Annotated in this window: 24 protein-coding genes; all 24 read right to left on the bottom strand. The window is 49.5% G+C overall.

All coding sequences use genetic code 11. From position 1 onward, the window contains the following. Nucleotides 1-6: 6 nt before the first annotated feature. Nucleotides 7-444 carry a DUF4313 domain-containing protein gene (locus LJE11_RS01350; protein ID WP_148462899.1) on the bottom strand — a complete coding sequence of 146 codons (438 nt, stop codon included), beginning with the start codon at nucleotides 442-444 and terminating at the stop codon, nucleotides 7-9. A 12-nt stretch (nucleotides 445-456) separates the two neighbouring features. Further along, nucleotides 457-1296, bottom strand: coding sequence for a hypothetical protein (locus tag LJE11_RS01345; RefSeq protein ID WP_227295342.1), 840 nt, complete (start codon nucleotides 1294-1296; stop codon nucleotides 457-459). A 74-nt stretch (nucleotides 1297-1370) separates the two neighbouring features. Continuing rightward, nucleotides 1371-1745 (bottom strand): hypothetical protein, encoded by a 375-nt coding sequence (locus tag LJE11_RS01340; RefSeq protein ID WP_008400039.1) that lies wholly within the window; start codon nucleotides 1743-1745, stop codon nucleotides 1371-1373. Then, on the bottom strand, nucleotides 1745-3478 hold the full coding sequence (locus tag LJE11_RS01335) for a VirD4-like conjugal transfer protein, CD1115 family (RefSeq protein ID WP_227295339.1): 1734 nt from the start codon (nucleotides 3476-3478) through the stop codon (nucleotides 1745-1747). The genes LJE11_RS01340 and LJE11_RS01335 overlap by 1 nt, the downstream gene beginning before the upstream one ends. A 23-nt stretch (nucleotides 3479-3501) precedes the next feature. Beyond that, entirely contained in the window at nucleotides 3502-3753 is a 252-nt protein-coding gene (locus LJE11_RS01330) for a DUF4314 domain-containing protein (protein WP_015513377.1), read from the bottom strand. 30 nt (nucleotides 3754-3783) lie between these two features. After that, nucleotides 3784-4098: a hypothetical protein gene (locus LJE11_RS01325; RefSeq protein WP_015513376.1), complete on the bottom strand. Its 315-nt coding sequence runs from the start codon at nucleotides 4096-4098 to the stop codon at nucleotides 3784-3786. A 96-nt stretch (nucleotides 4099-4194) separates the two neighbouring features. Continuing rightward, nucleotides 4195-5133 (bottom strand): ArdC-like ssDNA-binding domain-containing protein, encoded by a 939-nt coding sequence (locus LJE11_RS01320; protein WP_008400043.1) that lies wholly within the window; start codon nucleotides 5131-5133, stop codon nucleotides 4195-4197. Between the two features lie 3 nt (nucleotides 5134-5136). Then, entirely contained in the window at nucleotides 5137-5973 is an 837-nt protein-coding gene (locus tag LJE11_RS01315; protein ID WP_008400044.1) for a PcfB family protein, read from the bottom strand. 5 nt (nucleotides 5974-5978) lie between these two features. Continuing rightward, nucleotides 5979-7268, bottom strand: a complete 1290-nt coding sequence (locus LJE11_RS01310) for a relaxase/mobilization nuclease domain-containing protein (protein ID WP_021650207.1) — start codon at nucleotides 7266-7268, stop codon at nucleotides 5979-5981. Nucleotides 7269-7271: 3 nt separating this feature from the next. After that, nucleotides 7272-7580, bottom strand: a complete 309-nt coding sequence (locus tag LJE11_RS01305) for a plasmid mobilization protein (protein WP_019162193.1) — start codon at nucleotides 7578-7580, stop codon at nucleotides 7272-7274. 126 nt (nucleotides 7581-7706) lie between these two features. After that, on the bottom strand, nucleotides 7707-8084 hold the full coding sequence (locus LJE11_RS01300) for a DUF3789 domain-containing protein (protein WP_025577043.1): 378 nt from the start codon (nucleotides 8082-8084) through the stop codon (nucleotides 7707-7709). Between the two features lie 142 nt (nucleotides 8085-8226). Then, a complete protein-coding gene (locus tag LJE11_RS01295; protein WP_172678593.1) occupies nucleotides 8227-8550 on the bottom strand; it encodes a DUF7768 domain-containing protein in 324 nt (107 codons plus the stop codon). 148 nt (nucleotides 8551-8698) lie between these two features. After that, entirely contained in the window at nucleotides 8699-9511 is an 813-nt protein-coding gene (locus tag LJE11_RS01290) for a DNA-methyltransferase (RefSeq protein WP_015513369.1), read from the bottom strand. 66 nt (nucleotides 9512-9577) lie between these two features. Next, the gene (locus LJE11_RS01285; RefSeq protein ID WP_070102285.1) at nucleotides 9578-10351 is read right to left on the bottom strand and encodes a hypothetical protein; all 774 of its coding nucleotides are present in this window, start codon (nucleotides 10349-10351) and stop codon (nucleotides 9578-9580) included. A 4-nt stretch (nucleotides 10352-10355) separates the two neighbouring features. Then, entirely contained in the window at nucleotides 10356-11327 is a 972-nt protein-coding gene (locus LJE11_RS01280; RefSeq protein ID WP_227295337.1) for a DUF3991 domain-containing protein, read from the bottom strand. Then, complete coding sequence (metK, locus tag LJE11_RS01275) at nucleotides 11327-12487, bottom strand: methionine adenosyltransferase (protein WP_227295335.1); 1161 nt, start codon at nucleotides 12485-12487, stop codon at nucleotides 11327-11329. Before metK ends, LJE11_RS01280 begins: the two co-directional genes overlap by 1 nt. A 444-nt stretch (nucleotides 12488-12931) precedes the next feature. Then, complete coding sequence (locus LJE11_RS01270; protein WP_055267993.1) at nucleotides 12932-13729, bottom strand: class B sortase; 798 nt, start codon at nucleotides 13727-13729, stop codon at nucleotides 12932-12934. Then, nucleotides 13726-14223, bottom strand: a complete 498-nt coding sequence (locus LJE11_RS01265; RefSeq protein ID WP_082426267.1) for a gamma-glutamylcyclotransferase family protein — start codon at nucleotides 14221-14223, stop codon at nucleotides 13726-13728. The genes LJE11_RS01270 and LJE11_RS01265 overlap by 4 nt, the downstream gene beginning before the upstream one ends. A 1-nt stretch (nucleotide 14224) precedes the next feature. Next, complete coding sequence (locus LJE11_RS01260; protein ID WP_306557251.1) at nucleotides 14225-20554, bottom strand: SpaA isopeptide-forming pilin-related protein; 6330 nt, start codon at nucleotides 20552-20554, stop codon at nucleotides 14225-14227. 85 nt (nucleotides 20555-20639) lie between these two features. Continuing rightward, nucleotides 20640-21590, bottom strand: a complete 951-nt coding sequence (locus LJE11_RS01255) for an amidoligase family protein (protein ID WP_071849528.1) — start codon at nucleotides 21588-21590, stop codon at nucleotides 20640-20642. A gap of 5 nt (nucleotides 21591-21595) precedes the next feature. Continuing rightward, nucleotides 21596-22897, bottom strand: a complete 1302-nt coding sequence (gene dcm / locus LJE11_RS01250) for a DNA (cytosine-5-)-methyltransferase (protein ID WP_255655308.1) — start codon at nucleotides 22895-22897, stop codon at nucleotides 21596-21598. 75 nt (nucleotides 22898-22972) lie between these two features. Beyond that, entirely contained in the window at nucleotides 22973-23545 is a 573-nt protein-coding gene (locus LJE11_RS01245) for a hypothetical protein (protein WP_015533347.1), read from the bottom strand. 218 nt (nucleotides 23546-23763) lie between these two features. Beyond that, the gene (locus LJE11_RS01240) at nucleotides 23764-24057 is read right to left on the bottom strand and encodes a hypothetical protein (protein WP_006428275.1); all 294 of its coding nucleotides are present in this window, start codon (nucleotides 24055-24057) and stop codon (nucleotides 23764-23766) included. Beyond that, nucleotides 24045-24953, bottom strand: a complete 909-nt coding sequence (locus LJE11_RS01235; RefSeq protein ID WP_227295395.1) for a ParM/StbA family protein — start codon at nucleotides 24951-24953, stop codon at nucleotides 24045-24047. Before LJE11_RS01235 ends, LJE11_RS01240 begins: the two co-directional genes overlap by 13 nt. Between the last annotated feature and the right edge of the window lie 44 nt (nucleotides 24954-24997).

The raw sequence follows: 24997 nt of genomic DNA, 5'->3' as shown, positions 1-24997 counted from the left end.
TGTTTTCTACCTTTCTCTTTGTAATCTCTGTTTTTTCTTTTGTTTCTGTTTTGGTACATCCCTTTGCCGGATGCCATTTCTTTCCATAAATCTTTTTGTTCCTTCCGGATCAAGCTCTGCCAGTTTTTTCAGGTCGAATGCAACCCTCTGGAAAATGCAGTAACCGGAGGATGCGGTATCCGGCTGTATCGTTCCCAGCTTATGCTGCTTTATAAAACGAAGCTTTTCTTTGCTGAAATTGTGGTCGATATAGGCTTCATTGATACCGCCCAGCGGAGCAAAAGGCAGGTTTACCGTAAGGTCTGCAAAGCTTTCCGGGTATCCATCTTCCATATGGTAAAGCCCGATATAGAGATTGTCATCGCTCATGTAACTGTCTACCCTGAGAAATAATTCCTCCCGGCCATACTGCCAGTCGTAGCTCAGTGTCTTTGATTCTTCCATTTTTTTCGCCTCCTATAATCCCATGATTTCTTTTACGATCCGGTCAGATGCCTTGACTGCCCCTACCAGTACCAGTAAGTTAAAGACCAGCTCCCCGATGTAGTTCCAGACAATCGTCACGGCAGACAGGCCGGTATCCCCGACGGCCGGCGGACTTGCAGCAAACACCGAAAAGATGATACAGGCCAGTGCGATGATGGCTCCTTCCAGACATACCCCGGCATAGGAACGGATAAAGTTCTTTCCTACGGACTGGGTTGGCTCCCCGGCAAAGGTTGCTAGCGGGATCGGTGCGATGGCTGTGTACATATACAGCTTGAACATTCTTCCGTATACAGTCAGAATCATGACAAATGACAATACCGTAATCAGCAGGCTGCCCAATAGGGTTACGATCCACAAAGGGATGGATTCCAGCATTCCGACTGCTTCGATCTTGTCCACGATCTCTGAGGGCAGTTCCGTTACCGTTCCACCTGCCATCCCGGAATGAGACATAATGCTGGAGACGATCCCCTGCACAATGGAAAAAATTGCCGTCAGAAGTTCCATGCCGGACATGACGGCTCCCTGTGCCAGTGCAAAACGGATAAAGGCTTTCACTACGTGTTCCGGCTTTTTCATATCCGTAAAACTTCCACAGGTTTTCACCAGCCCTGCCGCAAAAAATAAGACCAGCAGGCCGTACCCGATGGCTTTCAGTCCACCGTTGATGTTCGTCATCACGCTCCAGATTGCCCCGCCCTTGAAATTCTCCGGGCTTTGCGTCAGCAGTGTCCAGATTTCAGCCAGCTTGTCGCTCCAGGTCTGCAAGGCAGAATTTAGATTCTGTACGATCCAGTTATCACTCAAACAGTTTCACCTCCCATCCTCAAAAGTGAGCAGGGAGCCGGCATTTCGCATGGCTCCCCTTCTGGACTCTTCTCCTATCCCATGATCAGGTCCAGGATCTCTTTTGCAAAGGTAATGATGATACCGCCTGCCAGTGTCAAAAATCCGTTTGCCCTCTGGCTTGGATCGTGGCTCTTTAAGGACAGACCGACCTGCACGATACCAAATCCCAGCAGAATCAGGCCAATGGCGCGGATCAGGGAAAAGATAAACGTGGATAGGTTATTGACTACGGTCAGCGGATCGCCTGCGGCATAAACGCAGGTCGCCCCAATGCAGATCGACAGTACCATGACTGCATACAGAGCAAACAGTTTCTTCTGCCCTCTCTTCATCTTTAGCGGTGCGGTCTCTTTCCTGATTTCTGTGTGTTTCTTATTTTTCAGTAAATTCATTGGCATTCCTCCCATCAAAAAAGCTCCCCGATGATGTCCTCATCCAGAAGCAGTTCGTAATCGTCATATCTTGTTTCGTCAAATGTAAAATCGTCATGCGCCAGCGGTGCTTTCGCATAATTGAACGGGCCGGCACCTCCGTCCTCGGTATACCGGATGTTGGGATGCTTCATCAGGTCATACTTGGCATCCAGTATGGGCCGCTCCCCGCGGATAAACAGAAGTGCATTCTGGTTATCCAGCATACGGACTTCATCCGGCTGTAACAGCTCCCTTCCGCTCTGCTGGAAGTTGGTGGAGTAGCTGCCGGATTTCCCCTTGGTCTGGCCGTAGGTATTTGTGTCAATGGTCTCTTTTCCCAATAATTCCGATACATATTTGTGTGTCTCTTTTTCGTTGCCGCCCAGGTATAAAAACTCATCGCAGTTGCCCACCAGACTCTCCCACGAATCCTTGAACAGAGCTTTTAGCTGGCTCATGTTCTGGATGATGATGCTACAGTAAATGGAACGGGATCGGCAGGTTGCCAGGATCTTCTCAAACTCGTTTGGCAAGGATACGTTTGGAAACTCATCCATGATGCAGTTGACCGGAACCGGAAGGGCACCGCCATGCACACGGTCTGCCATGTAATAAAGAGTCTGGAAAAGCTGGCTGTAGATCATGCCTACCAGATAATTCAAAGAGGTATCCGCATCCGGGATACAGCAGAAAAGGGCTACTTTCTTCTCGCCCATGCTGGAAAGATCCAGCTCATCGGTATTGGTCAGCTTGGCGATCTGCGGCAGGTTAAAAGCTGCCAGACGGACACCGACACTGATCAGGATGGACTTGGCGGTCTTTCCTGCCGCCTGCTTGTAGATGTGGTACTGCTTCACGGCAATGCTGTCCGGGTCCCGCATCTCCAGACGATCAAACAAAATGTCCAGAGGGGATTCGTAGTCCTCGTCCTCTTCTTTTACCTGGGCAGAACCTAACATCTCCATGATCATGGCGAAGTTCTGTTCTTCCGGCGGAGCTTCGTGGAGCAGATACAGCATCAGTGCCTGAAGCAGTGCGGTCTCGCTCTTCTCCCAGAACGGATCGGAGGACTGGGAACCTTTGGGTGTGGTGTTTTGTATCAGATTGGAAATAAGACGGAGCACGTCTTTGTCATCGTGGACATACTCGAATGGATTGTAGCAAAAAGATGTGTCGGGATTGATGAGGTCAAAGACACGCACCTCATATCCTTTCTTTTCCAGCAGACCGCCTGTCTTTCGGAGCAGTTCGGCTTTCGGATCGGTGATGACCATCGAACAGCAGCACTGCATGATGTTTGGCAGGGCAAAGCCTCTGGATTTTCCTGCACCGGAGCCTCCCACTACGAGAATGTTGAGACATCTGCGGTGCTTGTGGGTGTCAAGGCTAATGCGGAAGTTCTGTGTCAGCAGGATGTTCTGGGAGTACGGCTTCTTGCTATATTTCTTACAGATCTGCCGGGCATCGCCCCATCTGGCAGAGCCATGTTCTTCCCCTCTGCGGTAGTTCTTCTGACCGGAATAAAAAATGCCGATCCCGGCTGCGTAAAGTAACGTGCAGACCAGCATCGACTTGATGGTGTATTCCGTATAATGAAACTGGAAGGGATGGTTCAGCTTTTCTGTGAGAACCTCCATCAGCTCGAAAAGATTCCTGCCCGGCTGGATGGCATCCGCAAGCAGGATTGCTACCCACCAGATGACAGGCAGTCCGGCAAGCCAAATCACCCAGTCTGACTTCCGGCTGTTTGTTACCGGGATGGTTGCTGTTTGGGCCTCTCTGCTCTTGGCAGGTCCGTAATGTGGAAGCTGTCCACTCCCGGAACGAGGGCAAGGCTGCTTCCATTCTCCCAGTTTACGTGGATCTGCCCTGCATCGTCTACCATATCCACCTTACCTTTTAAGCCGGGTGGCATGTGGCTCTCCCCCTCCATGCTGTTAAGCGTGACCTCGGTTCCCGGCGGATATCTTCTCCGCATGGCTTCTATTCTTTCTTGTGTCATATTTCTGTATATTTGTACCACATCCTTTCTTCATCTTCCCCTTCCACGGTATGGGCGGTATCTGGATTTCATGATCTTTAACAGGACGCTGTCGATCCCATCGGAATAGCGTCCGTTTTTCAGGTATGTGTCCCGGAGCTGGTTTAAGGCTTCCACGGATTTGCTGTGTTCGGCTTCTGTCAGGTAGAGCTTTCCCTCTTCCTGCTCTGCCAGCTTCAGAACCAGATCCCGTGTGGTATCCACCGGAAGCCCCTGTTCTTTTTCCTGCCGGAACACTTCCCGGAGTGCATGGATCAGCATGTGGTTCATGATCCGGTCCATCTTTACATATCGCATTCTTGTCATAGGCGAGCCTCCTTTTTTCCTCTTTTTTCTCAACCACAACATACCACACTTCCTCCCGGAAAGCTACTGCAAAAGAGCCGGAAAAGCCCCTTTTTATCAGCGTTCCGGGGACTTTTTACTCTTGGCAGGTTTCTCCGTTTTTTCCTCCGGGATGGCAAATTCATCGGTCATAAATTCCTGCTCGCTTTTGCCAAGGTTGCGGTCTACCTGCTTGCCAATGGAATAGGCTGCACTCTTTACATCCTGGATAAAGGAGCGGAGTTCTTTCGGATCTTTCTGTCCGAATGCCTGCATCTGGCATACCTTGTCAAAGGAAAAACCGGAGACATCCACGCCGTATTTCTGTGCTGTCACATACGCCGCACAATAGGCCTGTGCCGATACCCCTGCCCGGCTGTAGCTTCCATCGTGATGGTCAAGGGATGCACAGGCCAGCTCCCGGCTGATGGAATGGAACGTTGCATTTTCGCTCATGCCATTTCGGACATAGATCGTCCGCTTGTTCGGGATGTACTGTGCCTGTACCTTATCCGGCAGATTGTCTGCGATCTGAATCCGTACCTCGCTGTCGGTCAGCAGTGCTTCCATCAGCTGGTCCATCGGCTTTGGCTCTGCCTCTTCTGGCTGCTTGGTACGGATCTGGCTGATGTCATAGGCTTTCTGGATGGAGTACCCCTGCTGGATGACACCGTCCTTTTCATATTCCTGTCCGACAATGAAGTTGTATCCCTTGCTTCCGGTCTTGACTACCTTGCCTTCTTCCTTCCATTTTTCAAAGGTCTTGACCTGCCGGATCTCCGGATTCTGTGCATAAAGCAGGAACAGGTTGTCTGTCCTCTGCGGCTTGCACTGTCCCATAAAATCAAGGAATCCTTTTAAGGAGTCCCCATTCTGGAAGACCTCCTGTGCCTTTCCATCGATCATACCCCAGATTTCTTCCCTCTCCTGCTTTTTCTGTGCGGCATATTCTTCTTTCGATAACCGCTGGGCGGACTGCTCCTGCGAGTCCTGCCCTAAAAATTTTGTCAGGTCCATCTCCTACCTCGCTTTCACCTTTCGTTTCTTTCTTGCTTTCTTCTGCGTTTTCCTTGGTCCACGGTTCTTTTCCCGGCTCCGCTTCTGGGATTCCTCTGCTTTCTCCCGTTTGATGTTCTCCAGCTCCCGGCGGACACTGGGACGCTCCTGTTCCCTCTGCCCTGCATCAGTCCCTTTTTCCTGCCCGGTAGAAATATTTCTGCTGTGCAAGGAAGAGCCGGACAGATTCTCTTCCCCCTCTTCCTGCACCGGGATAAAATTTTCCGGTTCGGAAAACTCCTTTTCGGGATGATTCTGGTTCTTTTCCTCTTCAGAAAAGTCCATGTCACCGACCTGGAATGCTTCGTCCAGATCGCTGATTTCAAACTGCACCTCGCCCTCCGGCATCTGCACAGTTTCCTGTACTGCTTCGGTTTCCGGTGCTTCCATTCCGGCGGTTACCTCATGGACAGCTTCCCCGACTTCGCTCCTTACAAAATCAAGGTTCATCTTATCCATGACACGGTTGACTTTGGCTGCATCATCGGCAAAGACCATGACCTCGCTCATCTCCGGGTTCTTTTTATCCCGGATGATCACATAGAGCAGTCCTCGTTTCCTGCCCTCACTGCAGAATTCACGCAGGCGGTCAGATGGCACAGTGAAGAACTTCAATGGCTTGTTCTCCTTTAACATCCGCACCATTCTGGTCTTGCCCCTCGTTTTCTTCTGGTCTTTTAATACGGCGGCAACAAATACCGCCAGATGCTTTGCCAGCGTACCCGAAAGCCTGAGCCCGTGGTCCACGCCGTCCAGGGAATACCGGACGATCTGGTCCGCCGCATCGCCTCCATAATTCATGTTGTTCACCTGCTTTCTGTTCTCGGTTTTCTGTTTTTCTCCGTCTGTTCTTCTTCCTGTCTCTGGATCTGCTCTGCCAGACGCATCTTTTCTTCCATCTCCTGGGACTGCTGTTCGATCCGGATACAAATGCGGATATCCTTTCGAAGCGGCTTCAGTTCTTCGGTGATCTGACCGATCCTGACACTGTCCGGTTCGCTCCGGTAGAGCCGCTTCCGCTCTTTCGTGAGTGCCTGTACCCTCTCTTCCAACGATGTGCGGTAGGCGAGTAGCTCTTCACGGGTAGTAATCTGATGCTTCTGTAGAAATTCCATCTGCTCGATCCTGGCATCCAGTTTTCGGATGTCTGCCCGGAGCACCGGGGAGATCCTTTTCGGCTTCTGCTTTAGGGCACCCATCTGGTACAGATAGGAATAGTACAGGGCCTGTATCCCTTTTAACTTCTTTTTAGGGAATCTGGAATCTCCTTCTTTTCCAGCAGGTATCCTGCTCTTGGGCTGCAAGATCCACTGCCGGATGCTCTCTTCCGAGTAATGCTTCCCAAGGCTCCGCAGACGGATATACCGTTCCATCCCCGGTGCTTTTAATGCAATGTACTTCCGGTTCAGCTTCCACTGGTATCCCCTCTGCTTCATCTGTTCCAGAAACTGTTTCCATGTGAAGCTCTCTGCCACAGCATCCCGGATGTCCAGACGGATCGAGGTTCTCCAGGTCGGCTTTCCGTCCTGTTCTGCCATCCACTGTGCATAGGATTTCCCTTTGCCGTTTTTCGGTTCGATGACAGATAAGCCGTATTTCAGGCATAAGGCATCCGAAGCTTTCCGCACATCCTCATAGTAACTCCTGCTGTTGCTGTGGTACTTTTTCCCATCTTCCATGCTCACGGAATTAAACACGATGTGGTTGTGGTAATGCTCCGTATTCAGATGGGTGGTGATGACTGCTTCGTATTTTCCCTGAAGGAGCCTTTCTGCCATTTCCATGCCGATCTGGTGAGCAAGCTCCGGGGTGACTTCCCCTTTGACAAAGCTCTGCACCAGATGGTACCCCTGTACTCCGTCCATCTTGTGGTATCGTTTCTTCGTAGCTACCATATCTTGATAGGCAGTCTCACAGACGCAGCCGATGGCATCCTCAAAAACGGAACGCTCCGTCTTGTCCCGATTCATGGCGTAATCGATGGCTTCTTCCAGAGAGCCGGCACTCTGCCCTTTCTTGGTGGTCTTATCCTTGTTTCGGATGTACGTGATGGAATTGTCCAGACGGCTGACCGGGATGATACTGGTGTATGCCATCGGCTACCATTCCTCTTTGACCAGCCTCCATGTCTCTTTCGTCATGCGGAGCATTTCCCGGATACTCTCTTCCCCGGCCATCCCACAGCCATTGGCTACATGGGCAAGCTGATTGGCGTTGTTGCACAGACCGGATATTTTCCGCAAAAGCTCCGTATGATGCTCACAGGGTCTTGCCCGGACTTCGCCACCCATGACAATGGAACGGATGTATTCCTCACGGGACAGGCCGCTTTTTTCTACCTGCTCTTCCAGAAAACGCAGCTCTTTTGCATTGAGGCGGACTGGTATCACATGGTTCCTTTTTCTCATCTCTTCACCTGCTTTCCAACGGGTTATTGGTTGCGTCATTACATTTCACGATTTTTCCAGATCAGGAAACCTGCCAGGACGCCGATGGCTACCGCTGCAGCAATGATCTTTTTCTTCATATGGACCTCACCCCCTTTCCGATACCTGGCACAGCTCCATCGGGGCGAACATGATCCCTCTCTTTTCCATCTCTTTTGCGAATTCCAGGAGGTTCCATTTTTTCCCATCAATCATAGCAGAATCGGCATCCAGATAGTGGCAGGTGGATACGTTCCGCTCTCCATTTGGGGCATTCTGCACAAGGCTTTCCCCGTCTGCCAGACGGAACAGTTCCTCTCCCTGGCTGTTTACAAAACAGATGCACACGCCGTGGTCAATGATCTCCTTTGGTTTCATCCGGCACCGCTCCAATGCCTCATCCTCACGTTTTCCAGCTATGAAAAGACACATTGCAAAAACGCCCATTACTCCTCCGGTCATTGTGCCAAGTATAAATCCCAACATTTTTTCGTTCTCCTTTCGTCTGTTTACGGCTCGGTATGGGGGATTGGGGTTCTCCCCAAAGTGCGTTTGGATATCCAAACGCTATGCTTGCAAAACCAGTCGCATCCGGTTTCGTCCCCTCTGAACCAGTTGTTTTTCTGAATCATTCATTTTCCTTGATTTTGCTCAACCCATCCAGTGTGGTACAGATGATATGGAGTCTGTCAGCCATGCTGATCGCCGTGTTCATCGTCCCGGTGGTCTCTTTTCCGCAGACAACCACCATCCTGCACCGCCTTAATATCTGGTGGGACATTCTCCGCATGGCCTGCATATCCTCTGCATCCCCGTCATCAAGGAATGGGGAAAAGCTGTACTGCGGGCAGATCGGCACATATCCCAGTTCGTAGATCTTCCGGCAGTACCGCTGTACTTTGGTCTTTCCTTCTTCTGCAGAACAGCAGACATAAGCAAGTGCCTGTTCCAATACGACCATCTCCTTTCCTGGCCGGACAGGTTTCCTCTGCCCGGCGTTTTTCCAAAAAGAAACACCCACAAAGCATTCCGCTCTGTGGATGTCTTGTGGACATCTGGATTCTTTTCTTCTCTTTTTCAGATGTCTGCCAGACATCCGGCTACTGTGGTTCTTTGTTTTCCGCTTCTTCCCCAGCTTCCAGTGCAATGCGGACACGGTCGCTTCCCAGCTTATAATACGCATCGGTCACTTCAATGCCGACTGCCTGAAACCCCGACTCTGCCGCCGCAAGGATGGTAGTACCAGCTCCGGCAAACGGGTCTAAGATCAGGCCGCCCGGCTCACAGATCTGGATGACATCCTTCATCAGCTGGAGCGGCTTTTCTGTCACATGGATGCGGTTCTGGGGATTCCCATAACGGAACACACCCGGAAGGCAGGACACCGGGCGGTTGATCGGCATCGGTCCGTTGCTTCCCCATACAATATATTCTGCCTGCTGGCGGAATCTGCCTTTCTGCGGACGGGAGTTCCCCTTGTCCCAGACGGCAGTCCCTCTCCAGATCCACCCTGCCCACTGGAGGGCATCGGTGATGGACGGGTACTGTCTCCAGTCAATAAAGAGGCAGATCGGAGCCCCTCTCTTGCAGGCTTTCCGCACATCGTACAGCCATTCTGCCATCCAGTGGGTCCAGGAACGCTGGTCTTTATTATCCCCATCAAAATCCGGCAGGGCATTTTCTGCTTTCATGCTGCTGTACTTCTGGTTGGTAGTTCGGTTGCGTTCGTTCTGCTTGGTTCCCCCGGACGCATAGGGCGGATCGGTTATAACTGCATCAAAGATCCCCGGCTGGAATCCTTTGACCAGTTTTAAGGTATCTCCATGCAGGATACGCCAGTTCTCCCCTCCGGCAGACTCATCCGGCACACAGTCCGGTTTTAAAAGATCTTCAAGTTTCAGGGTATTTCCCATAGGCATCATCCTTTCGGTCGCTTATTTTCCAGATTTCTCTGGAAGTGCTTTTCTTTATGGAACTGCTCATCGGCAGGTATCCTCTTTTTTCAGTGTTTCTTTTCTTGGCGTTCTGGGCTGTTCACGGTGGTCCGACAGCTCGGTTTTCACGTATTCGCTGATGATTCCCAGCGCTTCATAGTAATTGCTGCTCTTGTGGACACGATCCGCCATTTCGTTGGCCTGTTCGGACATCCCGGCACGTCTAAGCAGTCTTGCGGCATCCCCAAGGATTGAGAAAATATTTCCGTCATGCCCTAAGAGCTTAAGTTCTGGACGGGACGGCTTTTGTTCCGGCTGCTTTTCCTGCACACCGTTTTCCGGTGCTTTCACCTGTATCTGGAAATCCGAGCCGGCACCAACATAGAAATGTAAGTATAATTCACCACCGTCTACCTTGATCTCCCGCTGTTCCAGACTTTCTCCCCAGCCATCGCTGTACTGCCCTCTCAGATACTGCCCCACCACACGGTATTCCTCTGGTGTCAGATTCTCCCGGAGTGTCAGGTTTGCACAGCCATATAAAACGCCCTCCTGTTCCTTTACCGCCATTGTAATGCGTTCCACTTTTTCCTTAATGTCCTTGTTTTGGTCAAAATAATCGATCAGGTTGCATGGCTGGTTGTCAGGCATACCGAGCCGATTGATCTCGTCAACCTTTTCTGCGATGGATGTCTGATACTGCACCAGGTCAGGTCCTTCCAATGGCTCCGCATCATCCAGATTCACAATATCTGAATAGTCCGGAATAAACTCTGCCATCAGAGGTGACAGCATTTCCACTTCTATTTTATCTTTCAAAGCATCACCTCGCTTCCCTATTCTGCCGTTTCTCCGGTGTACGGGCAGCCATTTTTGCCATGTCTGCCCAGTCTGCCCCTTCGATTTCCGGCAGGTTCTCGATGATCCGATAGCTTCCCTCGTAGGCTTTTCGGATATGTTCACACGCCCACCGTCCGGCAAAGTCATTGTCGGTACACACTTCGATCTCGGTGATCTCCGGGTGCTGGGACAGAAAATGTTCCAATGCCTGCGGCTTTTTCATGCTCCGCTGGCTCTGCCCTTCTTTTGGTGCGCTGATCCCGCCAAGCTCCAGACGGTACTTATCCCGGCTTCCCTGTCTCTGTTCCAATGTCATGTGGGCAAGCACATCCACACAGGCTTCATAAACAGCAACCCGTCTGCATCCCGATTTCGCCGGAACACAAAAAGCGTATGCCTTTTCACTTCCGGCCTGTTCCATCTTAAAAGCCTTTCCGCTGGCATCGTAAATCCCACGCAGGAAAGCATATCTTGCCACCTGGTTTTCATCCCGTCCTATGAACACGGCATTGTGGTAGGGCAGACTCTCATATAAGATTCCCAAATGAACACACCGCTGTAAGACCTCGCCACTGATGCCCCGCTCTTTCAGATAGCGGAACACCCTGCGGCAGTCTGGGCTGGCCGTAGGCAGGACAAATGGCTTCTTTGGCTTTGCTTCCACTGGAGGAGGGATATAGGTGGGATACTCATCTTTCAGCATTTGCACTGCCTCCAGAAAAGAACACCCGTCTACATGAATCAGGAAATTTAAAGCACTGGTGCCCCCGATATCTCTGGATTTCCAGTGCCACTGGCTGGTCTGCTCGTTAATCTTAAAGCTGTCGTGGTCTGTCAGCTCCCATTCATTTCTGGCTGAAGATTTTTTCAGACGGTTTGGCTGATATTTCTTCAGGTATTCAATGGCGGTGATCTCCCTTGCACGTTTGATTTCTTCTTCCGGAATCCACGGCATTACATCACGGTATCCCGGAGCTGCTCTGCCTTATCCGTTTTCTCCCACGGGAATTCCTTTCTTCCAAAATGCCCGAACACCGCACTCTGTCGGTAGATTGGCCGCTTCAGGTGCAGGGTGTCACAGATCTGGCTTGGGGTAAGCCCGAACACCAGAGGGATCGCTGCGGCGAGGCAGTCATCCGCACAGATCTTTCCCGTTCCAAAGGTATCCACCTGCACCATGACTGGCTGGGCAACCCCAATGGCATAGGCAAGGGACACCTGGCATCGGCTGGCAAGTCCGGCAGCTACCATGTTTTTGGCGATGTAACGGGCCATGTATGCCCCGGAACGGTCAACTTTGGAACAATCCTTCCCGGAGAATGCACCGCCGCCATGCGGTACCAGGCTGCCGTAGGTATCCACCATTAGTTTCCTTCCGGTCAGTCCGGTGTCTGCATCCAGACCTCCGCACACAAATCTGCCCGATGGGTTAATCAGGATCTTGGTATCCTCATCCGGTGGCAGCATACGGAGTGCCGGGCGTAACACTTTCTCCCGGATCTCATGCTCCAGCTTCCGAAGGGATTTTTCCTTTTCATGCTGGCAGGACACAATGACGGTATCCAGCCGGGCAGGTCTGTCATCTTCATACTCCACGGTCACCTGCGCCTTTCCATCTGGCAAGATTCCCGTGATATATCCGCTTCTACGGCTTGCAGACAGTTCTCTTACGATGCGGTTCGCCAGAACCACTGGCATCGGCATAAGCTGCGGCGTATCATCGCAGGCGTATCCCACCATGATTCCCTGATCCCCGGCTCCATTGGCAAGTCCGCTCTGAACAGAAACAGTCCCTGTCCTGCGTTCTCTGGAACGTTCCACTGCCCCGGCGATATCCGGACTCTGTTTGTGGATGAGGGCATCCATATGGATTCCATCTGCTTCATAGCCTGCACTCTCCAACACCTTTCTGACGATTTCAAACACCTGTGGCTCATATCGGCTGGTGATCTCTCCTGCCACAATGATGTTCCCTTTAGTAGCCAGCACTTCGCAGGCCACCTTGGAATTTTCGTCCTCTTTCAGACACGCATCCAGAATACTGTCTGCAATTAAGTCGCAGAGCTTATCCGGATGTCCTTCCGTTACGGATTCTGCTGTATAAAATCGTTTCATAATTATTACCATCCTTTCCAACGAGTCAAAACTCGCTGCTCGTTATAAACTAAATAGATCCAGCAGAAAGCACTCCTTTTTGGAACACTTCCTGCCGGATCTGGATTATGAGCTGTCTCACATTCTGCACTTTTCTAGTACGTTCAGACACTTTTTTCCATCTGAATACTACCAACACACACCCTTACATAATCCCCCTGTTTTGAACACTTCCCAGTCTGTGCGGTCATCATTTGTCTCATTTCTACACTTTTTGGGGGCTTTCAGACACTTTTCGTTAGAGCATTCGCTGATATTCCGTAGAGTATTTACCAAAGTTTCCACTTTTGAACACATTTTCCATCTGAATACACCTGGCATACACCCTTTATATACTCCCCTGTTTTGAACACATCCCTGCCCATGCGGTCATTATTTGTCTCATTTTCTGCACTTTTCGGGTACTTACGAACACTTCTGACTCCACACTGCCCCGGAAACCGGCACCGCCAGGACGATATTCCTGGCACCGCTCCATTCATATGAACACGTGACGAGCGTCAAAACCTTATCGTATATACACTTCAGGTAATCATCTCCGGTTTCGAACACTTCCCTCCGCTTGGCTACTTTTAGGTACTCTTGCACGGCCACCACATCTGGAAGTTTCTGCTGGAACGGGAACAGATTCCGGTCTGCTTTCAGTACCGTGACAATCTTATACTCCTGAATGCCGTCCTCTGTCTGAAGATAAGCAAAACGATGGGCGTTATAATAATCTTCCCCTGCATATAAGTCCAGGTTTCCGAAGATCGCCCCGCTGTTCATGTTGTGACCGTAAATGATGAGATTCCTGCTTTCGGACACTTTACAGTCTGCCTGTAAAAACAGGCTTCCGTTGATGTCATATTCCTTTTTGTAATTCCGTTTCAGGTAAAACTCCCCATTCTCCTGTTTGGACTGAAGCACCGGGTAATCAATCCCGGTATCCGGTATGGTCAGCCATCCCTGCACATCCGGGTATTGTTCCTGGAGAGAAACAAGGTCTACCGCAGCCACCGGGCATTTTCTCCCAGCTGGTTGGTCTTTCTTTTCAGATCCTGAGGCTCCCGGAGCTTCCGGCTCCGGGAAATTCCCTTTCAGCTCTGCCACCAGCTTTTTGTTCTCCATTGGGAGATATACCATATGGTAAAGCAGGAACCCGGCACTTAAGAAAAGTGCTGCAAGGCATACCGTTTGAAAAAGTTTTTTCGCGATTTTCATCGTTCCTGTCCGGCTTTCCTCTGCTTCTTTGGCTGGCTTTTCTGCGTCTGTCCCGGCACAGGCGGTTTTCTGGCTGCTTTCAGGATCGGCTCTGTCGGAATCTGGTTCTGTCTGCAGCCCTTTAAGATTCCGGTCAGGTACGACCGTCCGGGCGGATTAAAGTTCTGCATGTAATCTTTTGTCATGATATAGACAATGGCTTTGATCTCTCTTCCGCCTTTATTCTTGACGGTGATTTCCTGTTTGTCGTAAAAATCAGGATAGCCTTCATAAAGATCTAGGCTCTTTTCGCAGTCCCCGGTCAGTGACCAGAGGACGCCGTCCACATGGCTTCCCTCTTCCGGGAAGATGGTGGCAAGACCGCTTCCTGCGGCTGCAAAGGTCAGCCGATACCCCTCCAGGCGGACGGTTTCTACCATCTCCGCCTTTGGACACCGATATGCCATCTGGTCCAGATCCATGTTGCTTCCATACGCAAAATATAATTGTTTCAGCCTATCTGCCCCCTTTTTTCTTCTTTCTTCTGGATGCCACACCCATGCCGATCAGACCGCCTGTGGAAAGAATTAGGCACAGGGCCGGAAACCAGAGGTTGGTGTCATCGCCTGTTTTCGGGTTACTTACAGACGGGGTGTCCTCCGGCAGCTTCTCGTTCGTCACTTTCTGGATGACTTCAATCACTGGGGTTTTGTCATCTACATAAGTAAATGTCACTTCATGCTTGGTCTCATCCATCTGATATCCTTCCGGTGCTTTGGTCTCAACCAGATAATAAATGGCTGCCTTATCAAATTTGCCATCCTTATAAGTTCCGATTGCAAGCAGTCCGCTGGTTGCATGACCGTTTTCATCAGTGGTCAGGGTTTCTACCACTTTGCCATCGGCATCCCTCAATTCAAATTCCGCACCTTTCAGTGCAGCTCCGGTATCCTTGTCCGTTTTCTCAATGATCAGACGTCCCTTTGCGGTATCATCTTTCATGGCTACCTTCTGGATCTCTGCGGTGTCTGCCACCTCGAAGGTGATCTCTTCCGAAACGACATAACCGTTTGGAGCCTGCTCTTCTTTCAGGGTGTATTTACCGATTGGAAGTTTTTCGATATAATGCGGCTCTTTACCGGAAGTCCAGGTTTCTACGATATTGCCATTTTCATCTGTGATGGTCAGTTTGGCTCCTTCGATCTCATTATCTCCGGTAATATCCGTTTTGCTGATCTCCACTTTGGTCACATCATCTTCCATTACCTGTTTCTGGATCTCTACAGTATTCTCCACGGTGAATGTGATGCTTTCCGCAGTGGCATATCCATCGGCCGGCTTGGTTTCTGTCAGGGTGTACGATTTTCCTACAACCAATTCTTTGATGATGTGCGGCTCCTTGGTGGATGTCCATTCCTCAACAACAGCCCCGTTTTCATCCGTCAGCTGTAATCTGGCTCCCGGCAGTTCCTCGCCTGTGGTCAGATCGGTTTTGGAAAGTTCCACGGTTGTCGGCTCATCTTCAAATACGAACTCATAGGACACTTCTGCTTCTTTGTCTCCCTGGTACTCAAAAACAAATTCCTGTTCTTCTCCGGTGGTAACAAATCCATCCGGTGCATACAGCTCCTTCACATAATAGGTTCCGTCAATCGGCAGGTCTGCAATAAAGGAAATCTTTCCATCTACATCTGTTGTTTTTAACTCGATCAGGGTATCTGCTTCCATCAGCACCTTTCCAGATGCGGACAGGATATCGTTCCTAGTGTACAATCCAAAGATGCCGCCTTTTAATACACGGCCGGTATCCTTTTCTTTCTTCAGGACGTTCACTTTCACCTTCTGGCGGTTGTTCTGCCAGTCCTCATCGTATACGACAACCGGGGTATCCTGATCGCGGTAGGAAAGATCTACATATCGTGGTTCTTCATCCAGCACATAACCATATGCTGTGCCCACCTCTTTGACATAGTATTTTCCAACCGGAAGGTCAGATACTTCTGCAACACCGTTTGCATCAGTAGTCACGGTTGCCACCAGCTCGTCCTTAGCATAATAATCCGGGCTTACACCATCGGCTGCTTTGATATCCTCTGCAGCGTAAATCTCAAAGGTAACGTCTGACAGGCTTCCTGTGATGTACTCAAACAGATGCTCTACAACGCCTTTGACATTGTCCAGCAGGGTGATCTTATCAAGGAATTCACCCTTCTTGTTTACGATCAGCAGGGCTTTCGGCACATCGTCTTTCATTTCCACTTTCTGTACTTTTGCGGTATCCTGAACGGTGAATTCCACATCCGTGGTCTTTAAATAACCAAGCGGTGCAAGAGATTCACGGAGGGTATAAGTTTTTCCAACGGTCAGGTATTTGATCACATGAGGCTCATCCTTTACGGAAGTCCAGCTGTCGATCACATTTCCATCCTTGTCCAGAACAGAAAGGGATGCCCCGTTCAGCTCTACGCCTGTGGTCAGGTCGGATTTTGTCACCTCGATGGTGGTCGGCTGGTTCTTCTTCACAGATTTCAGCTTGATGGTCGGAATGTCCTGCCCCTGATAGGTGGCATCAAATTCCAGTATCTCGTCAGAAGATACAAAACCATCCGGTGCAGAAATTTCTTTCACATAATAAGTTCCAAGCGGCAGGTCCAGGGTGAAGTGTGCCTGTCCTTTTTCATCGCTTGTGATCTCCTGTAATAAGGTATCTGCTTTCACAATAATCTTGTCACCGGATTTGATCTCGTTCTTATTGTAAAGACCGAATGTAGCTCCAGCTACCGTGCTTCCTGTTTCTGCATCCTGTTTTTCCACGGTGATGCTTACTTTCTGGCGTTCATTGGTAAAAGTCACTTCTTCGTCTACGACTGGGGTATCCTGTCCGGCATAGGTAAAAGTTACTTCTTCGCCTTTGGCATTCCAGGTGTAGCCCTCCGGCGTTTTTTTCTCTTCTACACGGTATTTGCCGAGCGGAAGGTTCTCTACTACGGCACTTCCGGTTTCATCGGTTGTCACCGTTGCCACCAGTGTGTCTTTGGCATATTCCAGATAACGGTTGCCGTTCTCATCTTTCTGATGGTCTGCGGTATAGATATCTTCTGCGGCATAAACCTCAAACACGGCTCCTGCAAGGCTGGCTTCCTCATAGGTGAAATCCTTGTCAAAACCTTTGACTACTTCTCCTTCCTTGTGGATGGTCAGTCTGCCTTTTGCCGGGTGGTTCTCGAATTCCACCTCGATGATCAGGTCACCGCTGACCGGATCTTCCTGGTATGCAGTATCGCTGTCTACCTTGATTTCCACGGTATTGGCACTGTGGGTGTATCCATCCGGTGCAGTCACTTCTTCGATGCGGTAATTTCCACAAGCCAGATTCTGTGGCAGGATCAGGTATCCATTCTCATCCGTAAAATAAGATTTATGTACCATAGTAGATGGGTAGGTGGTCACCTGTTCCACATATTTCTTGTTATCCAGATCGTATACTTTAAACTCAGTATTCGGAACCAGGACAGATTTCTTTGTCTCGTCATCTTTTTTGACGATCTTTAATTTTGCTTCAAACTCTTCGTCCAGAAGCACACGCCATACCTGCGGCTGATCCGGATTGTTTTCCGAGATCACAACCTTAAAGTCATCGACTGGTTTGAAGTTGTGCGGTGTGGTGGTCTCCCTTACAATGTAGGTTCCGTATGCAAGCGGAATGGAGCATGCATATCCACGCTCATCCGTGAACATTTCTGTCTGTCCGTCTGCGGTCAGTACAACCGGAGTTGCAGATGCAAAGTCATAGGAACCGTCCTTATTTTTCTTCAGGCTGCTCTCCAGATATGCACTGAATCCCACACCTTTTAACAGATCGGCATCGGTCTTACCATTGTTGGCTGCTTTAATGACCTGGAACGGCTGTTTGATCACATCTTCCAGAGAAGTTGCGGTACGTTCTACCGTCTGAACCAGATCTCCCTCGTCATTACACTCCAGATCATGTTCTTCCGGGTCTGCCAGATATCCAACAGGCGGCGTCAATTCTTTCACGTAATACTTTCCGAGATAGAGGTCTGCGATTTCTGCATTTCCCTCTGTATCCGTAGTCAGGGTTGCAATCTGCGTTCCTGCCGGGTAAAGGACACCTGTCTGTCCATCCGGATGAACGATATCCTCACGGGCATACAGTCCGTAAACCGCACCCTCAAGGGTTGCATCTCCCTGTGCGGTCTTTCCGGTTTCGGAATCCTCTTTTACCAGTTTGATCTTCGCATTGACACGCTCGTTCTGGAACGTGTGGCTGAAAGAAACGGTTGCCTCTTTGTCTGTGGTGTACTGGAACGTAAAAGAGTACACATCCTCACTGTTTCTGGTATATCCGGCCGGTGCAGAAACCTCTTTCATGTAGTAGCTGTTAGCGATCGGCAGGTCTGCCTGATATACGGCTTTTCCGTCTGTTCCGGTCACTACCTTCTCAATGAGGGTATCTTTTTTGACCACAACGGTTCCGTCCGCTGCTTTGATGTCGTTTCCGGCATACAGGCCATAAGTGCCGCCCGGAAGGTATTTCCTGGTTTCCTTATCCTGTTTGTATACGCTTACGCTTGCTTTTTGGCGGTCATTTTTGAATGTCACGCTTCCCATGACCTTCTCCACATTGCTTCCGGCATAGGAAAGGGTGATTTCCTGGCTTTCGCCTGTGCATATCAGATTTTGTGGTGCCTGCATTTCTTTTACCACATATTTTCCCAGATATAGATTATCCAGTGTGACACTTCCGTCATCCCCGGTAGTAAGTCCGGCTTTGACCAGTGCGTCTTTTTTATAAATGACGGTTCCGTCTGCGGATACAATATCCGCTGCGGCATAAACATTGTAAACCGCACTCTTCTGTTTCTGCTCGGTATAAACAAAGGAAACACCATCATCAGTTACCTTTGCTCCGGTCAGGACTTCTCCTAATTTATAAACAGTCAGGCTTGCCATCTGCTCTGCATCGGTAACGGTTTGTTTTACAGTATCTCCGATGACCAGTTTCACATCGTAGGCTTTGGTATCCAGCAGATATCCGTTTGGTACGGAGATCTCTTTCAGGTATACGGTATCCTGTGTTTTGGTGATCGTAACGCTGGAAGCTCCGTTGGCATCTGTGGCCGGCATCTTTGTGATCAAGTTCTTTCCATCCTTGTCACTGTAAACGCCATAAACTGCACCTGCGATGGCTTTGTTGCTCTTGCGGTCCTTCTTTACGATCTCCAGAGTTGCCTGTTTTACCCATGACACTTTAAAATCTACATACTTCTCATCGGTCACGCCCTCGCCAAATACCAGGGCAAGGTCCTGTGTCTCGCTTCCGGTTGTGATCTTGTAAGCGGAATAGTCTTTGATGATGCTTCCCTTCATGGTAACAGACCATTCCCCTTTGACATCCACTGCCTGTGTCAGCGGTGCAGATAAGTAGAATTTGGTACCGCCGCAGATCTCCACGGATGCACCTGCACTGCTTGTTTTTCCCGTTGTCACATTATGCAGTTTGACACCGGAAGGCAGTTTCATGGTGATGGTCTGCAGTTCGGATGCCTTAAAGGTGATCTCTTCTGTTCTCTGGCTGTTGCCGCTGATATATGCGGTAACATCTGCATTGGAGAAACTCATGTCCACTTCCGGTATCTCCGGCTGGCTCATGCAATAATTGTAGAGTTCCATTGCCAGAGCCTGTCCGGTTGCATTCGTACCGGAAAAAGCGTCACTACTGTTATTGGCATAAGACGCAGCCAGATGGACAATGATAAACTGTTTTCCAGCGGAAAAATCAGGATGTTTCTCTGAGAAAAATCCATTTTCGCCGGATGCTTTTGTGCCGTAGTAGCATACTTTTGCCAGTGCTTTGCTGTCACCCAGTTTGGTGATCTTATAAACACCATCCCCAGGTCCTGCTTTTGACGGCTGCACACAGTAGGCAGTTGCAGACACGTTTCCAAATTTTACGGTATATTTATAGGTTACATAAGAACCCAGACCGTAGTCTGCATAATAGTATGCAGTCCCTCTTGTCACATCTACATCCTGTGTTGCTCTTGTACTGGTATTGACTGCGGTGAAAGAAACGGTTTCCCCATCTTCCATTGCCATAAGGTCAATATCCTGTTCCCCTGCCTGCTCCAGAACATCGCTGAGTGTCAGCCCGGATTCTTTATCGGTTGTATTTTCTGTTTCGGCTTCCTCTAATGCGGCATCAAACTCAGATTCAGAAAGTCCACCCTGAAATTCGGGTTCTGTTTCTTCCGGTTCTTCTGTTTCAGATTCAGCTGTCTCCGGCTCAACAATTTCTGTTTCTACAGGCACTGTCTCAGTTTCTTCCTGCGAGGCAGCTTCCTCATCATCAGAACCTGTATCCTCTTCGGTAACTGCCTGTTCTGTCTGCGGTTCACTCTGAGCTGCTGTCACAGGCTCTTTTACGATCAGGTTTCTCCCAATCTGATAAACCGGGTGGTTCTGGTTGACTGGCTCCACATAATAAACGGCATGGTAAGTGTCTGCATGGCTGGTGCTGAAGTTCTCCCCGGCGTCATTCTCTGCTTTCTGGAATGTCACTTTGACTTTGCTTTCGTCCTTGATTTCCAAATTTGTAAAATCCGTGGAAACATCAAAGTCCTGTCCGACTTCCAGCTCCAGATCGGTGGCTTTTACCACTTCATTTTCATCCAGCTGATCCTTTACGGATTCATACGCTGGCGGTTCCGCCGCTTTCGGCTCTTCCGAAGCATACACCGTCAGCGGTGAAATGACCGTGGATAAGATGGTGACTGCCGCCATCACCCCTGAAAGGATTCGCCTGAATCGATATTTACTCTTCATGTTTTCTACCTCTTTCTTCTTTTTCTTCATTTTGCATAAGAACAGCCGGATGTTTCCACCCGGCCTGTCTGTTCTCATTATTCTGTTATCTCGCATCATCTGTCCGTCTTGGATTCTGCAGACAGGCATAGGTACTTTTGTCATACCGCCATGCCTTATCCCCGTCCAGATTGGCAAGTAGATGCTTCCGTACATTTTTGTATTCGTCCCCGATCAATCCGAGGCGGAGCAGAAAGGTGCGGAACGTAAATGCCGGGTTATCCCCGATCTCCGTCTTTTTTGCATGGGTACAAGATTGGTTGATCGCCTGTGCGGATATGGCAAGTGCCAGTGTGATATTCGACCGGACTTTTCCTGCATGGAGGGTGCTTTCAAAACAACGCCATTCCAGTGTTCCCTTGGAAAAAACAGCATGTAGGTTTAAGGCATAATACCTTGTCCAGTTGTAATGCTCGGAGCTTCCGTCATTTCCCTCATACCATGCCCTTTTGAATTTTTCCATCGTGATGGTGCTGTTTGGCATCCGGCGGATCTTCTCCAATACCATAGGACGGACTTTCTGGCAATACTCATCTTCCCTTCTCGTCTGTACATTTAAGGCTTTGAACAGAATATCCTCTTTGCAGTACATGATCGTCAGTGCATTTTTCAGACTCCTTGGTGTATGATTGGATGCGTCCACATGGACATGCATGCCACAGGATGAATTGACAAAAGCACCTGCGTTTTTGACACACCGCACCACTTCCTGGAGTTTCCCCATTTCCGAATATTCCAATTTCGGGGATACCATTTCTGTCGAATAATCTCCATCGGCATCTATTACAGTACCATTTGCCAGCCTTTCACAGTCGATACTGCTGTCTCTTGAAAATTTCCACGTTTTTCCATCTGAATCTTTTACACACCAGGAATCGTAAGAACGGATATGATATGGCTCTGTTCCGAACATTCTTCCAATCGCAACAGCCGCATCATAGCGGCTGATACCTGTCATCTCAATCTCTGTACCAAAATACTGGTCTTTTAGGTCGATCTGCTTCACCCACCCTTCGCTTCTGGAACAGGTGAGCCGCTTTGGATCTCTTCATCTACTGCTTTCAAATTTCTGCCTATTGCTTCAATGACATTGACAGTGACACCATTACCGGCCTGCTTGTAAAGCTGATTATCCGATGTTTCTTTTTCCATCTTGGAAATCTGACCATCCCGATATCCCTGCAGCCGCAGACACTCCCTTGGCGTCAGCCTGCGGATTCTGCCGTGGTAAATCACTCCATGACGGTCAGTTGCCGTAATGGTGAACATTGGCTCTTCCGGTTCTTTCATCCTTCTTCCATTCTGGCGGACTTTTTCCTTGGCCGGTGTCAGCACTGCCCTTGGCGGTTCTTCCACCAGCACCCCGGAACTTTCGCCTCTGTGGTTATGGATGCTGGAATCCTGTCTGGTATTCAGACATCTTGCAACGTCTGTCACCAGCGGCGGAAGGGAGATATCTACAAAATGCAGTGTTCCCTGCTGGTTTCCGGTCGTCAGGGTATGGGCGATCTCATGCCCGACTCTCCCCCTGCGACTGTTGATTCCCGGATATCCGAGATCGATGCTGTCCCCCTCGTAGGCCATCTTGTATCCTTTTCGGGTGTTTTCCTTGATTGGGATACCGACTTCGTATAATCCGGTCTTGCCGCCCATACCACCAGACCCGCTGGTCAGCGTGCAGCTCAGTCCTTCTTCTGCGTAGACTCTTTCTCCCTGTTTGCCAGCATGGACTTGTATAAGAGCTGTTCCATTTGCTTTTGGGAAAGGTAATATTTTTCCGGCACATCTTCCATCAAGATATCCGACAATATACACCCGCTTCCTTGACTGGGGGACTCCGAAATCCTTGCTGTTAAGCACTTTCCATTCGACATGATACCCCAGTTCAGATAGCGTACTGAGGATGGTGTGAAACGTCCGCCCTTTGTCATGCGAAAGCAGACCGGGTACGTTTTCAAGGAGAAAATACGCAGGTCGTTTGTCTGCAACCAGTCTGGCAACTTCAAAGAAAAGGGTTCCTCTTGCATCGGCAAATCCTTCCCTTCGTCCAGCGATTGAGAATGCCTGGCAAGGAAATCCCGCACATAAAAGATCAAAGTCCGGCATTCGTTCTGTTTCAATATTTCTTGCGTCATTGCAGAACCACTCTCCTTCCGTATCAAACAGCACCCGGTAGTTGTGGTCTGCATATGCATCTGCTTCACAGTGTCCGACACAGGTGAAGCCCCCTGCCCTGTGCAGCCCTTCTCGGAATCCTCCGATTCCACTGAACAGGTCAAAAAATCGAATTGTTCCGGCTATCAGCCTCCCTTCGCTGCGAAAAAAACAGTGCAGATTTCTCTGCACCGTTTCCGTCTCTTGGTTTCTGTTTTGTGATGTCTATTCTTCTGATTCCGCTTCCTCTGGCTCAGATTCTTCTGCTTCTTCGGTTTCCAGTTCTGTTGGCTCTGCTTCCGCTGGCTCTTCGTTTTCTGGCTCTGTCGGCTCTTCATCTGCTTCAGCTTCGTCCGGTTCTGTCATTTCTCCGTCTGTTTCAGCTTCCAGTGCTTCTGTCTCAGGCTCTTCTGCTTCAGGTTCTACTGACTCTTCATCCGGTTCTGATTTTGCAGTCTCAGGATCTTCCATTTCTGTTTCTTCGGCTTCCTCTGACTCTGCTTTCCATTTGGCTTCTTCTTTTTCGATTGCATCTTCGATAAGCCCGATTAAGAAGTCTTTCTGTTTCATGCCATTCCTGGCGAGGACTGCTTTCAGTCTGGAAAATAAATCCTCGGTTACCTGTACTGCTACTGTTCTTAAATCTGCCATGTTCGCCTTTTCTCCTTTTCTTGTCATGTGTTCTTCGATTACCATTTCAAGGTATTTTGGTATGCTGATTCCTAACTCTTCGACTTCCAGTTTTAGCTTTTCATGCAGCTCTACCGGGATTTTTCCGCATATGTTTTTCATCTCCATTGTGTTCGTTCTCCTTTCTTTTTTCTACATACAACATACCCTAAAACGTGACAGAAAGCTATTCACAATACCCAACGAATATGAGGCTCTCAAAAGCTCCCAAAGGATGCAGATCCAATAACATTCAATAGGCATCACCCCTTTCAAAAATCCGTGATTTATACTAATTTGACTGCTTGAAATTTGGCTATTTTATCACCAGGAAAGACTTGACTTTTTCAGAATGCATCCTCAAGCCCGGAGAGAAAATCCAGCATCTGGGACGGGATTTCTTCCTTTTTTGAAACACTCTCCCCGGAGCCAGAAATGGAAACACCTGCCAGTTCTTCCCGGATTGCCTGCCGGATGCTTTTCTCCAGCTGGTTGTTTTCCTGATCTTTTAAGATCACCTGAACCAGATAGCTGCTCTTCTGTCCATCTGGAACACTTTGCAGGATCTCCCATGCCTTTTTGTGATCTGGGTTATCAAGGTTCAGGCGGAACGAGAAAACGGGTCTCTTTACTTCGCGCACATCTGCCCCACAATCCGCTCATAGCCGGAAGCATTGGCGTGTACGTCTGTCAGGTAAATCTGCCGACACAGCCCGTCCTGCGGTGTCACGTGCCGTTTCAGAATGCTGGCTCCGCCGCCCATGATCACGGACGGAATTGCCTTCAGATCGAACCCGGCTTCCATAATTGCAGACAGTATTTTCTCCGTGTAGAGCCTTCCCTGCCGGACAATGATTTCTTTTGCGGCCGGGTCCATGCTGCAGCTCTGGCCGTTCAGAACACGTTCGATCTGAATATCCGTTACAGACAGTCCGGTATTTCTGCGTACCTGCTCGGTGATCTCATCCACACACCGGATCACACCAAGTTCCAGGCTGCGGCAGGTAGCGGCATTTGGAACACTGTTGTCCAGCCGCATCAGGTCTACGGTCCAGCCACCGATATCTGCGAGAAGAACAGAAGGCTCGTCCCGAACACATTCCGGGTGGAGAGCCAGGGCTGAGTATCCCTGTGGGAACAGTTTTACATCCTGAATCCGGATCTCATAGCTCTCATCCTCGTACCGGAAACGCAGAGGCTGCTCTTTCCGAAACAGATATTCCCGGAAACCTTTTTTCTCCCTGCCAAAACTTGCCAGTGGGAGGCCGGCTGTCAGAACCACATCTGTTTTCCTCTCTCCCCGGCGGTAGCGGATCTCCTGTGCAATGGCTGCCATTGTCAAAAGATAATAATTGTCATTGGAAGTCTTGCTTCTCACCAGCGTCTGCCGCCCAGTTCCACACACATAAAATTTCCCATTGTACTGCAGGACATTTTGCATGGTATACGGCTCATAATCGTACCCGGTCAGTCCAGTCGGGAAACACACATGGGGAGTTTTGATGGCATAATATCCATGATCGATTCCTATAATAATAAGTCACCACATCCTTTCAGGTTTTTCTTGTTCTTTTCCAGCAG

Origin of the sequence: Blautia sp. DFI.1.216, from assembly GCF_020594215.1 — a bacterium.
Taxonomy (GTDB): Bacteria; Bacillota; Clostridia; order Lachnospirales; family Lachnospiraceae; genus Blautia_A; species Blautia_A wexlerae.
The sequence above is the reverse complement of the archived record's forward strand: the minus strand, read 5'-3'. Positions and strand labels throughout refer to the sequence as shown.

What these genes read in the sequence shown, in the direction of transcription:
- LJE11_RS01350 (WP_148462899.1), bottom strand. Translation starts at nt 444, where the DNA reads ATGGAAGAATCAAAGACACTGAGCTACGACTGGCAGTATGGCCGGGAG.
- LJE11_RS01340 (WP_008400039.1), bottom strand. Translation starts at nt 1,745, where the DNA reads ATGGGAGGAATGCCAATGAATTTACTGAAAAATAAGAAACACACAGAA.
- LJE11_RS01330 (WP_015513377.1), bottom strand. Translation starts at nt 3,753, where the DNA reads ATGACACAAGAAAGAATAGAAGCCATGCGGAGAAGATATCCGCCGGGA.
- LJE11_RS01325 (WP_015513376.1), bottom strand. Translation starts at nt 4,098, where the DNA reads ATGACAAGAATGCGATATGTAAAGATGGACCGGATCATGAACCACATG.
- LJE11_RS01320 (WP_008400043.1), bottom strand. Translation starts at nt 5,133, where the DNA reads ATGGACCTGACAAAATTTTTAGGGCAGGACTCGCAGGAGCAGTCCGCC.
- LJE11_RS01315 (WP_008400044.1), bottom strand. Translation starts at nt 5,973, where the DNA reads ATGAATTATGGAGGCGATGCGGCGGACCAGATCGTCCGGTATTCCCTG.
- LJE11_RS01310 (WP_021650207.1), bottom strand. Translation starts at nt 7,268, where the DNA reads ATGGCATACACCAGTATCATCCCGGTCAGCCGTCTGGACAATTCCATC.
- LJE11_RS01305 (WP_019162193.1), bottom strand. Translation starts at nt 7,580, where the DNA reads ATGAGAAAAAGGAACCATGTGATACCAGTCCGCCTCAATGCAAAAGAG.
- LJE11_RS01300 (WP_025577043.1), bottom strand. Translation starts at nt 8,084, where the DNA reads ATGTTGGGATTTATACTTGGCACAATGACCGGAGGAGTAATGGGCGTT.
- LJE11_RS01290 (WP_015513369.1), bottom strand. Translation starts at nt 9,511, where the DNA reads ATGGGAAATACCCTGAAACTTGAAGATCTTTTAAAACCGGACTGTGTG.
- LJE11_RS01280 (WP_227295337.1), bottom strand. Translation starts at nt 11,327, where the DNA reads ATGCCGTGGATTCCGGAAGAAGAAATCAAACGTGCAAGGGAGATCACC.
- metK (WP_227295335.1), bottom strand. Translation starts at nt 12,487, where the DNA reads ATGAAACGATTTTATACAGCAGAATCCGTAACGGAAGGACATCCGGAT.
- LJE11_RS01270 (WP_055267993.1), bottom strand. Translation starts at nt 13,729, where the DNA reads ATGAAAATCGCGAAAAAACTTTTTCAAACGGTATGCCTTGCAGCACTT.
- LJE11_RS01260 (WP_306557251.1), bottom strand. Translation starts at nt 20,554, where the DNA reads ATGAAGAGTAAATATCGATTCAGGCGAATCCTTTCAGGGGTGATGGCG.
- LJE11_RS01245 (WP_015533347.1), bottom strand. Translation starts at nt 23,545, where the DNA reads ATGGAGATGAAAAACATATGCGGAAAAATCCCGGTAGAGCTGCATGAA.